Origin of the sequence: Burkholderia sp. MSMB1078WGS (genome assembly GCF_001528895.1) — a bacterium.
Lineage (GTDB): Bacteria > Pseudomonadota > Gammaproteobacteria > Burkholderiales > Burkholderiaceae > Burkholderia.
Genome location: NZ_LPDI01000037.1, coordinates 60,409 through 73,261, shown reverse-complemented (window position 1 = coordinate 73,261; position 12,853 = coordinate 60,409). Strand labels below are relative to the sequence as shown.

Annotated in this window: 12 protein-coding genes; 4 read left to right on the top strand and 8 right to left on the bottom strand. The window is 68.1% G+C overall.

What is annotated here, in order from left to right; translation table 11 throughout:
- Window positions 1-40: 40 nt before the first annotated feature.
- The 7 genes from WT24_RS08265 to WT24_RS08235 all read right to left on the bottom strand — a co-directional run bounded on the left by WT24_RS08265 (window position 41) and on the right by WT24_RS08235 (window position 6,689).
- Window positions 41-1,408 (bottom strand): DUF1329 domain-containing protein, encoded by a 1,368-nt coding sequence (locus WT24_RS08265; RefSeq protein ID WP_060032541.1) that lies wholly within the window; start codon window positions 1,406-1,408, stop codon window positions 41-43.
- Window positions 1,409-1,622: 214 nt separating this feature from the next.
- A complete protein-coding gene (locus WT24_RS08260) occupies window positions 1,623-2,036 on the bottom strand; it encodes a RidA family protein (RefSeq protein WP_059786396.1) in 414 nt (137 codons plus the stop codon).
- A 17-nt stretch (window positions 2,037-2,053) separates the two neighbouring features.
- Window positions 2,054-2,887, bottom strand: a complete 834-nt coding sequence (locus WT24_RS08255) for a phytanoyl-CoA dioxygenase family protein (protein WP_060032538.1) — start codon at window positions 2,885-2,887, stop codon at window positions 2,054-2,056.
- 243 nt (window positions 2,888-3,130) lie between these two features.
- Window positions 3,131-3,751, bottom strand: coding sequence for a TetR/AcrR family transcriptional regulator (locus WT24_RS08250; RefSeq protein ID WP_060032535.1), 621 nt, complete (start codon window positions 3,749-3,751; stop codon window positions 3,131-3,133).
- Window positions 3,752-3,824: 73 nt separating this feature from the next.
- Window positions 3,825-4,499 carry a hypothetical protein gene (locus tag WT24_RS08245; RefSeq protein WP_059792135.1) on the bottom strand — a complete coding sequence of 225 codons (675 nt, stop codon included), beginning with the start codon at window positions 4,497-4,499 and terminating at the stop codon, window positions 3,825-3,827.
- Between the two features lie 35 nt (window positions 4,500-4,534).
- On the bottom strand, window positions 4,535-5,194 hold the full coding sequence (locus WT24_RS08240; protein WP_060032532.1) for a c-type cytochrome: 660 nt from the start codon (window positions 5,192-5,194) through the stop codon (window positions 4,535-4,537).
- Between the two features lie 10 nt (window positions 5,195-5,204).
- Window positions 5,205-6,689, bottom strand: a complete 1,485-nt coding sequence (locus WT24_RS08235; RefSeq protein ID WP_060032528.1) for an FAD-dependent oxidoreductase — start codon at window positions 6,687-6,689, stop codon at window positions 5,205-5,207.
- A 443-nt stretch (window positions 6,690-7,132) separates the two neighbouring features.
- Between WT24_RS08235 and WT24_RS08230 the strand changes: the two genes are divergently transcribed.
- The 3 genes from WT24_RS08230 to WT24_RS08220 all read left to right on the top strand — a co-directional run bounded on the left by WT24_RS08230 (window position 7,133) and on the right by WT24_RS08220 (window position 10,606).
- Window positions 7,133-7,870 carry a response regulator gene (locus WT24_RS08230; RefSeq protein WP_060032525.1) on the top strand — a complete coding sequence of 246 codons (738 nt, stop codon included), beginning with the start codon at window positions 7,133-7,135 and terminating at the stop codon, window positions 7,868-7,870.
- Window positions 7,867-8,952: an ATP-binding protein gene (locus tag WT24_RS08225; protein ID WP_059792126.1), complete on the top strand. Its 1,086-nt coding sequence runs from the start codon at window positions 7,867-7,869 to the stop codon at window positions 8,950-8,952. Before WT24_RS08230 ends, WT24_RS08225 begins: the two co-directional genes overlap by 4 nt.
- A 382-nt stretch (window positions 8,953-9,334) precedes the next feature.
- On the top strand, window positions 9,335-10,606 hold the full coding sequence (locus tag WT24_RS08220; RefSeq protein WP_059792124.1) for an MFS transporter: 1,272 nt from the start codon (window positions 9,335-9,337) through the stop codon (window positions 10,604-10,606).
- A 95-nt stretch (window positions 10,607-10,701) separates the two neighbouring features.
- Here WT24_RS08220 and WT24_RS08215 read toward each other — a convergent pair whose 3' ends face one another.
- On the bottom strand, window positions 10,702-11,649 hold the full coding sequence (locus WT24_RS08215) for a LysR family transcriptional regulator (RefSeq protein WP_060032522.1): 948 nt from the start codon (window positions 11,647-11,649) through the stop codon (window positions 10,702-10,704).
- A 115-nt stretch (window positions 11,650-11,764) separates the two neighbouring features.
- Here WT24_RS08215 and WT24_RS08210 point away from each other — a divergent pair, with 115 nt between their 5' ends.
- Complete coding sequence (locus WT24_RS08210) at window positions 11,765-12,820, top strand: 4-hydroxythreonine-4-phosphate dehydrogenase PdxA (RefSeq protein ID WP_060032520.1); 1,056 nt, start codon at window positions 11,765-11,767, stop codon at window positions 12,818-12,820.
- The last annotated feature ends 33 nt before the right edge of the window (window positions 12,821-12,853 follow it).

Below are 12,853 nucleotides of genomic sequence, written 5' to 3'. Positions count from 1 at the left end.
GTTGCGCGCGCCGGTCCTTGTATCCGTCAGCCGGTTTACGTCACCGCTCGCTGACCGAGCGCAGCGATTCCGCCGTATAGAAATCCTGCTTGAAGCGAGGATCGTCCGCGTGCTCGAGCCAGCGCACGTCCTTGCCCTGGCCGATCGACGACGCATCGAACACGTAACGGCCGTTGATCATGTCGTATTGCGCGAGCGGTTCGTTGTCGCAGGTGCCGCCGAGCTCCCACACCGGAATCGGGTAACTTTCCCGCACCTTCCACAGCTTGCCCTGCGCGTCGTAGTCCTCGCCCACCAGCGCGAGCCAGCTGTCTTCGTCGAGATAGAACACCTTCTTCGACGCGACGTGCCGCGCGCTCGGCTTCAACGCCGCTTCGACCACCCACACGCGATGCGTCTCGTAGCGCCGGCTCGCGGCGGCGAGGCCGTCGGGCGTCGCGACGTCGTGCAGCTTGCTCTTGAACCGGTACAGGCCGAACGCGTTGTACGGAACGATCATTTCCTTCTTGCCGACCAGCTTCCAGTTGAAGCGGTCGAGCGAGCCGTTGATCATGTTCCCTTCGTCGATCAGGTACTGGTTCTCGAAGCCGATCAGCGGCGCGTCGTGCGTGTAGGCCGGCATGCGTCGCACGCGGCGCTGGCCCGGGAAGTAGTAGTAGGTCTCCGACGGCTTGTTGAAGTACTGGCGCTGCACGAACGCCTGGCCGGCCAGCGCCGCCGGCGAATTCATCTGGAAGTAGACGGCCGTGCTGAGCTGGTCGACCTCCTGCGGCGACGTCTTGCCGAGCTTGCCGGACGGGAAGTAATACGTCTGCGGGCCGACTGCGTCGATCCATTCGCTGCTGCCCGGACGCGGTGAAATCGTCGTGGCGACCTGCGCCCAGTCGACGCCTTCGCCGCGATAGCGCATCTCGTAGTTCAGGATCGCTTCGATGCCGCTTTTCGGTTGCGGAAACGGCACGCCGGGCAACGCGGCCGCGGCGAGGTTCTCGCCGCTCGCATCCAGCTTCGCGGCGGTGAGGTTCGCCTTCGAGTTCTGCTCGACGGCATCCGGCAACTGGCATTCGCGATGGGACGGATAGACGTCCATCCGGTAGCCCTTCTTCTGCTTGATCAGCGCCACCTGGCCGGGCGACAGCTTGTCCGCATACTTGTCGACGTTCGCCGCGTCGATCGAGTAGAGCGGCTTCTCGTTGCGATGCTTCCAGAAATCGCCGCGCACCTTGCCCCACTCCCAGCCGGCGTCGGGCGACTGCTTGCCCGCATAAGCCGGCACCGTGCCGTCCTTGCTCGCCGAGCGGTCGGCGCCGGCCGGCGTCAGGTCGTCCGCCGCGACGGCGGTGCCGATCGCGACACATGCAGCGGCCGCGATCGCGGACGTGGTCCAGAAACGATGCTTCTTCATCATGGTTCTCCTTGCTGCTCCGCCTTCGCTCGTCCATTCCGGACGAAACCCGTTTGCTTCGATCGTCGCCGTCAGTCGACGGCGACGTCGCACCTTGTCGCGCCGGCCGGAGTTTCTCCGGCCGACCGTTTGCCGCTCGACTGCCATTCCAGTATTTTTCGTCAGGACTGCGATTCGACTGGAACGCAGAATCGGCGAACAACCCTCGTGCCTTCCGTCAGCCCTTGCCGGACCCGGCCACCGCCACCGCGCGAATCTCGACGCACAGCCCCGGCAGCGCCAGCTGCGTGACGCCCACCGCCGTCCACGACGGGTAACGGTCGGGGAAATACACGTCCTTGACCGCTGCGAAGCCTTCGGTCTCGCGCTGCAGATCCGTATGGAAGGTCGTCAGTTCGACGACGTCGGCGAGACTCGCGCCGGCTTCCTCGAGAATCGTCTTCAGGCATTCGAACGCGATCCGCGCCTGCGCTTGCACGCCGTCGGCCGGCTGCATCTGCGCGTCGAGGCCGACTTGGCCCGACACCCAGATCGTGTCGCCGACGCGCGTCGCCGGCGAAAAGTGGTACGCGTCGTACCACGGCTGGAACGCTGCCGGCACGATCGATTGCCGCTTCGGAGTGGCTGTCATGTTGAAAATCTCCCGGTTCAGACGAGTTGACGGAAACACGGCGCGCGAAACGGATCGCCGGCCTTCAGCGCGGCGAGTTCCTCGACGAACAGCACGCCGGCCGGCGTGAATCCCGAGCGGCTTTCGTCGGGCAGCGGACTGAACACCGCGTCGTCGCCGAAAAAGCGCAGCACGAGCGTGTGGCGATCGGGGAAATCGGCGTCGACCGCGCCGCCGCCGTGCAGCACGCCCGGATGAAGCAGCAGCACGTCGCCCGGTTTCGTTTCCCACGACAGGATGTCGTACGCATCCGGCGCCGCACGGCGCTCGGCCTCGATGTCCGGCAAGCGCGGCCACACGTCGCCGCCATGCAACGGGTCGGTCGGATCGTCGGCGTTCTGGAACGTCGTGCCGTCATGGCGCACACCGTGATGCGAGCCGCGCACGATCTCGAGCGCATTGCGCTTCGGGACGTGCTCGAAGCTGATCCACGCGTTGCCGAAATGCATCCCCTGCCACGGCAGGTACGACGTGTCCTGGTGCCACGGCGAGCGTGCGCTCTTGCCGCCGGCCTTCATGAACAGCTCCTCGGCGAAGTACCACACGTGCTTCGAGCCCCAAAGGTCGGCGAACAGTTGCCCGAACGGCAGCGTGCCGACCAGTGCGTCGAGCCGCGCCTTCGCGTACGGATTCGCGTTGTCGTTGTGCGACTTGTATTCGGTGCCGTCGAGCAGCGTCGTCGCCATCGGGCCCGGGTTCTCCATCCCCCAGTCGAACACCGCGCGGCATTGCGCGAGTTGTTCGTCGTTCAGCACGCCTTCGATGAGCACGGCTCCGTCCTCGAAGAACGCCTTGCGCGTCATTGCATCCATCGTCCATCTCCCGATTCGTTCAGCCACGACCGGCGGTTCGCCTTCATTGCCGGTCACCAGTAGAACACGATGACTATGTTAGGTCATCATGACAAAAATAATGAAAAGAAAAAGACGGGGTATTCCCTGTTTCGTCTGCATGATCGAACGTCCGTCGCCGTCCGCCGCCGGCCCGTCATGACAATCGGCTTTCGGCCTTCATACACGCACACGACAACGCACCGCCGCCGCTTCTTCGCGCGTTCATCCGCGCACGCGGTCGAACACCATGTGCGTGATGAAGCCGTCCAACACCGCGTCGGCCGGCGCGTCGACCGTGCTCCGTGCATCGGCCGCGCCGTCCGACTGCATGCCGTCGCACAGCGCGGTCAGGCCGCGCGCCAGCACCGGCGCAGGCAACGGCAGCGACACGCCGGCCCGCGCCGCATACGCGTCGATGCACGCGACCGCGAGCGCCTGCCGCTCGCGCAGCAACGCGCCGAAGCGCGCGCGGAACCGCGTATCGCGCGCCGCCTGGAGCTGCGCGTCGAGCCACATCAGGCGCGATGCAGACCGGGTCGTGCCCCTTCGCCAGTACGCGAGCATCGCGCGCTGCGCGTCGTCGGCGGGGTCATGCGAACCGACGATCCGCTGCAATGCCGCGGCAGCCTCGCCCTGATCGCGTCGTAGCAACTCGAACAGCGCGTCGGCCTTGCCGCGGAAGTTCGAGTAGAACGCGCCGCGGGTATGCCCGGCCGTCGCGGCAATGTCTTCCACGCTCGCGGCCGCATACCCCTTCTCCGCGAAGATCGCGCGCGCGGCATCGATCAGGCGTTCGCGCGTCGCATTGCGCCGCTCGGCGCGGGTCAGGCGAACCCGGTCCATCCGCGCGCTCCGCGATCGCCGCAGCCAGACCCGCGACCGGCGCGTGCCGTGTCCGCTTCCTCGATGGCGCGACTCATTTCGGATACGACAGGACGCTCGCGTTCACCTTGCCGGGCCCGGCGTCGCGCTCCAGCGCGCAATACGCGTAATAGAGCGTGGCGGTCAGGTACGACCAGGTCAGCAACGCCAGTACGTAGAAATTGAACACGACGTTGGTTTCCTCGCCGGGAATCTTGTAGAAATCGTAGATGCACGCGATCGCCTGCGAAGCGACGAGCGCGAGCGTCGTCGTCAGCGCGTGGACCGCGTGGCCGGCACGCACGAGCCGCCACACGAAACCGGCGAGATAGATCGACATCAGCGTCCACATCGCCACGTAAAAGTACGGCAGCGCATGCTGCAACGCGCCGGCCACGAGCGCGACCGTCCCGAGCGTCGCGAGCACGAACAGCGTCACGTCCTGCCGCATCGACGGCCGGTAGCCGTGCGTGACGGCCATCAGGCCCGCGACCGCGATCACCGGCATCCCGAACCCGCGCGAGAACGCGTCGAGGAAGTGCGAAACGAAGTACGACACCGGCGATTCCGTCGCGAAGAAGATCACTGCGTTGGACGCGGAGATCGTCACGATCCACCATTCGAAGCCGAGCAGGAAGTTGCGCTTGCGCACGAACTTGAAGCCGTAGACGCCGGTCGTCATCGCGAGCGTCGCGCTGGCAAGACAAAGGACAAGTGATCTGTGATCCATGGTTCGAACTCCCGAAGTCGATTGCTGCCGTTGATTCACTGCCTGGCGGGGCCGAGGCTTGCAAGATAGGTCGCCACCGCCGCCCGATCGTCCGCCGACATCGCCTGCGCGACGCGCTGCATCGTGCCGGTCGCCTCGCTGCGCGAGCCCATCGCGAACGCGTCGAGCTGCGCGAGCAGATAGTCGTAGCCCTGGCCGGCCAGACGCGGGAACTGCGCCTGCCCCGTCAGCCGTGCGCCGTGGCAGGCCGCGCACGCGCCGGCCGTCACGAGTTGTTCGCCTTTCGCGCGCAGTCGTGCATCCGGCTTGAAATAGCGGTTGTCCAGCGGCGCCTGCTTCGCGTAATAGCCGGCCACACGCGTGATCTCGGCTTCGCTCATCGTCATCGCGAGCGGGCCCATCGTCGGGTTCGTGCGTTGCCCGCCCGCAAACGCGCGAAGCTGCGCGGCCACGTATTGCGCCGGCTGGCCGGCGAGGCTCGGATACGCCTGGCTGAGCGACGTGCCCTTCATGCCATGGCAGCCCATGCACGCGTCGGTCACGCGCGGCCACGGGCCGCCGTCGGCGTCATCGGCTTGCGCGGCCGTATCGATATGGCGCTGCAGGCGATAGAAGCCGAGCAGCGTCGGGCCGTAGAGCACCAGCAACGCACCGATCACCACGAGCGCCGCGACGAGCAGCATGCGTTTCTTCATTTTCGGTCTCCTAAGCACGACGCAGCGCATTGAGCGCCTGAAGCGCGCTTTGGTGACCGGCACGCACGGCGCCGTCCATGTAGCCGGCCCAGATGTTCGCGGTCTCGGTGCCCGACCAGATCAGGTTGCCGCACGGCGCGCGCAACGCGTCGCCGTGCGCGCTCCAGAAGCCGGGCGGGATCGCCGACACGCACGTGATCGTCCACGGGTCGGCCAGCCCCCAGTCGCGATCGTGGTACGACACCGGCGCACGCGCTTCGTCGCCCCACGCCTGCGCATAGAGATCCATGTGCATCTGCTGCGCGGCCTGCGGATCCGACGGCATCAGCGCATTCCGCACGAATGCGTTGATCACGCCGATCTCGCCGCCCGGCGGCGAATTGTCGTAGGCCCAGAAGATCGGCCCGTCGGTCTGGAAGATGTGGCCGTTCAGTCCCTTGTCGCGCCAGAACGGGCGGCGATAGACCATCGCCGTCTTGCGCGCCGGCGAATGGGCCGGCCACGCGCGCTGCAGCGCGTGGCGCTTTTCAGGCAGCGGCGGATCGAACTGCACCTGGTGGCACAGCGCCGGGTGAAGCGCCATCACGACCTTTTTCGCGCGCACCGTGCCGCGATCGGTCTGCAACGTGACGACGTCGCGATCCCAGCCGACGATCCGCCGCACCGGCGACGACAGCCGCACCTTGTCGCCCAGTTGCTGCGCCATCCGGATGCTCAGGCGCTGCGAGCCGCCGACGAACCGCGTTTCCTGTGCGCTGTGCTTGATCGAGTCGAGCTGCGCGTAATCGCAATCGGCGGAGTTGATCATCGACAGGAAGTGCAGCAGCCCCATCTTCGCCGGCGCGACGCCGCCCGACAGCGAGATCGATGCGTTCCAGCCCATCCGGTCTTCCGCCTTGATGCCCTGTGTCGCGAGCCAGTCGCCGACCGACAGCCGGTCGAGCTCGCCGACCTTCGGCGACGTCCACGGCGCACCGGACGGCACGTCGCGCGACAACCTGCCGAGCTTCGCCGCGACGGCCTCGTCGGTGCCGAAGGTGCCCTCCAGGTCGATCTCGGCGCGCCCGTCGCCGCCCAGGATCACCGTCTTGCCCGCGTAGTAGCTCGGAAACGTGCCGACTTCCAGCTCGCGGGCAAGATCGGCGATCGCCGTCTGGCCCGGGCCGATCCACTGGCCGCCGACTTCGGTCACGAAGCCGCCGCCGACGTCGTAGTTCAGCGTGCGGCCGCCCACGCGGTCGCGCGCCTCCAGCACGACGAAGGATTCGCAGCCCGCGTAGCGCAGGTCGCGCGCGGCCGTCAGGCCGGCCAACCCGGCGCCGACGATCGCGACATCGAGGACGTCGCCGCCCTGGCCGGCGGCTGACGCCGAATCGGCCTTCGCCCGCGCAGCGCCGAGTGCAAGACCGCTCGCCGCGACCGACGCGCCCGCGGCCTTGAGCCACTGCCTGCGCTGCAGGTCGGCCGACCCGCTGATGGATGACTTCCTGGACATGATCGGTAAATGACGCCTGCAATGGGCGCGAACGCCGGCCGCCCTGCCGGGAGACAGCCATCGTTCGCGCGGAGTCTGACGACGGGATGCGATCCCGATCCGCTTCACCTGCCGCCGGCCCACCCGCCCCTCTGACGGCGCGCGCGAATCCGGTTCGCATTCCTGCCTGAACACGCGCCGGACTGCCCGTACCGATATGGATTTTCCGGCGCCTCTAATTAGTACATGTTGCAAAAGTTAGGTCATGATACATAAAACAGGATCGAAAAAAAAAGACAGGGTATTCCCCTGTCGGGCAATGCATCGCAGCGCTTCCGAAAGGTCGCGGAAAGCCCGCGCACGCGACGATGATCGGCGCGGCTTCGCCCGTCTCCGTTCGGTTGCGCGGGCCGTGCGGTAGTATGGCGATTCGATGGAACCCCGATAGATCCGAACGAGTGGCCATGCCCGAATTTTCTTCATCTCCCGGCGCCGGCCAGCGCGCACAGGCGCTCGTCCTCATCGCCGAGGACGAACCCGAGATCGCCGAGATCCTGATCGCCTATTTCGCGCGCAACGGCCTGCGTACCGTGCACGCCGCCGACGGCCGCCGCGCGCTCGAACTCCACCTGTCGCTGAAGCCCGATCTCGTGCTGCTCGACGTGCAGATGCCGCACGTCGACGGCTGGAAGGTGCTCGCCGAGATCCGCCATCGCGGCGATACGCCGGTCATCATGCTGACCGCGCTCGACCAGGACATCGACAAGCTGACCGGGCTGCGCATCGGCGCCGACGACTACGTGGTCAAGCCGTTCAACCCGGCCGAAGTCGTCGCGCGCGCCCAGGTGGTGCTGCGCCGGTCGATGGGCGGCTCGCGCCAGGAAGAGCAGCGCGTGCTGCGCGCCGCACCGTTCGAGATCGATCTCGAGCACCACGAAGCGACGGTCGAAATCGACGGCGCGCGCCACACGCTCGTGCTGACGCTCACCGAATTCAAGCTGCTCGCGCAGCTCGCGCGCGCGCCGCGCCGCGTGTTCAGCCGCGCCGAGCTGATGGCCACCTGCCTGCCGGAAGGCGACGCGCTGGAGCGCACGGTCGACAGCCACGTCAGCAAGCTGCGCAAGAAACTCGACGATCTCGGCGTCGCGGGCGTGCCGGCCAGCGTGCGCGGCGTCGGCTACAAACTGTGGAGCGGCGAGTGAGACTCGATGGCCTGAGCCGCCAGATCGCGCTGACGATGGGCGCGATCGCCTTCGGCGTCACGGTGCTGATCGTCGTGACGGCCTATGCGTTCTACTACCTGCTGTACCAGTACTCGCCGGAGTCGTTCCAGCCGCAGAGCTGGCTCCCGAGCGGGCCGGAGTGGGTATGGATCATCTCGACCACGCTGGTCGGCCTGCTGATCGCGATCGTCGTCGCGATCAACCTGTCGCGCCGCATCCTCGTGCCGCTGAATTCGGTGACGGACAGCATTCGCCGGGTCGCGCGCGGCGATCTCGGCGCACGCGCGGTTGCCGGCGACCGTTCGTTGAAGGAAGCGGCGCTGCTCGCCGACAACTTCAACGCGCTCGCGAGCGAGCTGCAGCGCGTGACCGACGAACAAACCTTCTGGAACGCGGCGATCGCGCACGAGCTGCGCACGCCCGTGACCGTGCTGCGCGGCCGGCTGCAGGGGCTCGCCGAAGGCGTGTTCACGCCGAGCGAGGCGCTGTACCGCAGCCTGCTCGCGCAAGTCGAAGGGCTGACGCGGCTGATCGAGGATCTGCGCGTGGTCAGCCTCGCCGACAGCGGCCACCTGAGCATCGAGATCCGCGACACCGATCTCGGCGCCGAAGTGCGCGCCGTGGTCGACGTGTTCGCGCACGCGCTGCAGGCCGCCGGCCAGCATCCGGAACTCGACCTCGACCCGCGTCGCATGCGCTGCGACCCGGTCCGCGTCCGCCAGGCATTGCTCGCGCTGCTGGAGAACGCACGCCGCCATGCGGTGCCCGGCGCGATCCGGATCCAGACACGCATCGAGAACGGAATGTGCCGGCTGCGCGTCGAGGACGACGGCCCGGGCATTCCCGCCGAGTTCGCGCCGCACGTGTTCCAGGCGTTCCGGCGCGTCGACGAGTCGCAACCCGGCGGCACCGGCCTCGGGCTCGCCGTCGTCGCGGCGATCGCGCATGCGCATCGCGGCGAAGCGCTGTGCGTGCCGACCGGCGCGGGCGGCACGCGGTTCGACGTGCAGTGGCCCGACGATCTCGTGCCGGCGCCCGACGGCGAGCGCTTCCCGGCGTAACGCGCGGGCCCCGGCGCTCACGCGCGCGGCTCGCGCCCGACCTGTTCGAGCGGCGGACCGAACCCGGCGTCGTATGCACCATCACGGGCACCGTCCCCTTCCCGGCCGCGCGCTGCACGCCCCCGCGCGCACGGCGCCGGCACAGTCGAATGCCGGCCGCGTGCGGATGGTCACGTAGCGCACCACCTCCAGTGCCTCGCTTCGCGCAATCGCCAGCTTGCGCACCGCGCCGGACACGTGCGGCTGAAGCGGAAATGAACACCTGGGGTTATCGATTGATCCCAAAGATTCATTGGACAGCGTCTCCACCGCCGCGCGATGCTGGGCCGGCCCGTGAACGCAGCGTCATTGCAACGCCGCGCACGAACATGGAGTGAGACAGATGCCCACCGACCACCGTCAACGGCGCCACACGCTGTGGCTGCTGTGCGCGCTTTCGTTCATCCTCTACGTCGACCGCGTCAATCTCGCGACCGCAGCCGGCGCGATCAAGGCCGAACTCGGGCTGTCGAATACCGAGCTTGGCGTCGCCTTCTCCGCGTTCGCGTATTCGTATGCAATTTGCCAGATCGGCGGCGGCTGGATCGCCGACCGGTTCGGCGCCCGCATCACGCTGATCGGCTGCGGGCTGATCTGGGTCGTCTCCACGTTCGCGACCGGGCTCGTGCACAGCCTCGGGCTGCTGTTCGCCGCGCGCCTGCTGCTCGGCATCGGCGAAGGCGCGACGCTGCCGGCCCAGGCCCGAGCGATCACGCAGTGGTTCCCGCGCGAGCGGCGCGGCGTCGTGCAGGGCTTCACGCATTCGTTCTCCCGGCTCGGCAACGCGGTCACGCCGCCGATCGTCGCCGCGCTGATGACGTGGCTGTCGTGGCGCGCGGCGTTCTTCGTGATCGGCGCGGTCACGCTGGCGTGGCTCGCATGGTGGATCGCCGGTTTCCGCGAGCATCCGCTCGGCGACGACGATGGCCGCACGCGCACCCGCCGCCCCGCCGCACTCTCCGGGCCCACGCCGTGGGGCCCGCTGTTGCGCCGGATGGCGCCGACCATCTTCGTGTACTTCTGCTACGGCTGGACCGCGTGGCTGTTCTTCACGTGGCTGCCGACCTTTTTCTTGAACGGCCAGGGCCTCAACCTGAAATCGACCGCGTTGTTCGCGTCCGGCGTGTTCTTCGCGGGCGTCGTCGGCGACACGCTCGGCGGCTGGCTCTGCGACCGCATCTACCGGAAGACCGGCAACCTCGCGCTGTCGCGCCAGAGCGTGATCGTGACGAGCTTCGTCGGTGCGCTCGCCTGCCTGCTGCCGCTCGCCTTCGTGCACTCGACGGCCGGCGTCGCGCTGTGCCTGTCGGGCTCGTTCCTGTGCCTCGAACTGACGATCGGGCCGATCTGGGCCGTGCCGAGCGATATCGCGCCGGCCCATGCCGGCATCGCGAGCGGAATGATGAACGCCGGTTCCGCGATCTCGGGAATCCTGTCGCCGATCCTGTTCGGCTATCTCGTCGATCGCACCGGCAGTTGGACGGTGCCGTTCATCGGCTCGGTCGCGATGCTGCTGTTCGGCATCGTCGCCGCGCTGCGGATTCGGCCGGACCGCGCGCTGTCCGACTCGATGCCGGCGCTCGCCGACGCGCCCGCCGCGCCGTCGGCACACTGAAGCCGGTCTTCGCTGCCTCTGTCGTCCCTTCCGCGCCGTCGTCACGCATCGCCGCGTTCCGCGACACGTGACCGACGCGGCGGCGCACCGCCGGATCAGGCGCCGCCGTCCGCGCCCACGGCGTCCTGGTGAAACAGCGCGAGAAACTGCCGGGCGGGGATGCTCAACGGCCGGTCGCGCCGCACGAGGCTGCCGTACGACGGCAGCTTCTGCTCCAGCGTGTAATCGACGATCGCGACGAGCCCGTGCGCCGCGTTGCGCTGCGCGACCGTCAGCGGAATCACGCCGAGCATCGACGAACGGTCGACGAGGTTCATCGTGGTCAGGATCGAGCCCGTTTCGACGAGCCCGCGCGGCATCGGCTGGTGACGCGCGCGGAATTCGCGCTCGACGACCTCGCGCGCCGGGCTGCCGGCCGGCTGCAGGATCCACGCGTACTCGAGCAACGCGTCGAATTCGACCGGCCCCGCGCCCGCGAGCGGATGGTCGCGGCCCGCGATGATCGCGAGCGCCTCGTCGTCGACCACGCGGAAGTCGCAGTCGGTCCCCACGTTGCGCCCGATCACCACTTCGAGCACGCCTTCGCGAAGCTGCGGCATCAGCCGGTCGCTCGTATCCACCGCGATGTCGATCGCAAGCAGCGGATAACGCGCCTTCAACCGCACCAGCGCCTCGGTCAGCCGCCCCGGCGACGCCGCCATGATGCTGCCGATCGCGAGCCGCCCCGCGCTGCCCAGTTGCAGCTCGCCGAGTTCGCGGTTCAGTGCCTCCATGCTGCCGCGGATGCCGCGGAAATAGCCGAGCACGCGCTCGCCGGCCGGATTCAGCACGAGCCCGCGCCCGATGCGATCGAACAGCCGCTGGCCGAGCGCGCTCTCCAGTTCGGCCAGCATCTTCGTCGCGGCCGGTTGCGTAAGGCCCATCTGCTCGGCCGCCGCGCGCAGCGTCGAGCATTCGTCCACGGCGAGCAGCAGCGCGATCTGGCGCATGCGCAGCCGGTTCAGCAATTGCGGGGTCGAATCTCGTCGGTCGATCGAGCCCATCTTCGATTACTCCTGGTTATCGATTCATCAAGAGTTTTCAATTTACCGACTCATTCCGTCTACCTAGCATCAACCCCATAGACCAACGGCCGTGCGCCGCCACCGGAGACACCGCATGCACACCCTCTCGACCGACGCCGCCCTGCCCGTCGTCGCGCTGACGCTCGGCGACCCCGCCGGCATCGGCGCCGAACTGATCGCGAAACTGCTCGCCCGCCCCGATGCGACCGCCCGCGCGAACCTCGTACTGATCGGCGATCGCTGGCTGTGGGAAGCCGGCCAGCGTGTCGCCGGCGTCGAGGTCGACGTCGAACCCGTCGCGTCGCTCGCCGCCGTGCGCGGCCGGCCGTCCACCGAGCGCGCCGCGTTCGTCGCGGTCGATACGATCGATCCCGCGCTGGTCACGGTCGGCGAGGCGGGCGCTGCCGGCGGCCGCTCGGCGCTGACCGTGCTCGACCGTTGCCTCGACGCCGCGCGCGCCGGCGACGTCGATGCGATCTGCTTCGCACCCCTGAACAAGTACGCGATGAAGCTCGGCGGCCTGCGTCACGACGACGAACTGCACCACTTCGCCGAAGCGCTCGGCGTGACCGGCTACTTCTGCGAATTCAACACGCTTGGCGAACTGTGGACGGCGCGGATCTCGTCGCACATTCCGCTCAAGGATGCGGCCGCCCAGCTGAGCATCGAACGGATCGAACAGGCGTCGGAGCTGATCTACCGGTCGCTGCTCGCGAACGGCGTCGCCGCGCCGAAGGTCGCGATCGCCGCGTTCAACCCGCACGGCGGCGACGGCGGCAGTTGCGGCCGCGAGGAAGTCGACGTCATCGAGCCGGCCGTGCGCCGGTTGCAGGCACGCGACTGGCCGACCGACGCGCCGTTCCACGGCCCGTTCCCGGCCGACACGATCTTCCTGAAGGCACAGGCCGGCGATTACCAGGCGGTCGTCACGATGTATCACGACCAGGGGCAGATCGCGATCAAGCTGCTCGGCTTCTCGCGCGGCGTGACCGTGCAGGGCGGGCTGCCCGTGCCGATCACGACGCCCGCGCACGGCACCGCGTACGACATCGCGGGCCGCGGCACGGCCGACGTCGGCGCATCCTGGCAGGCGCTGCAGATCGCGTGCCGAATGGGCGCCGCGCGGCGCTCGCCCACCGTTTCGGCGTGACGCTCGCACGCCCTCTACACCGACGACATCGAT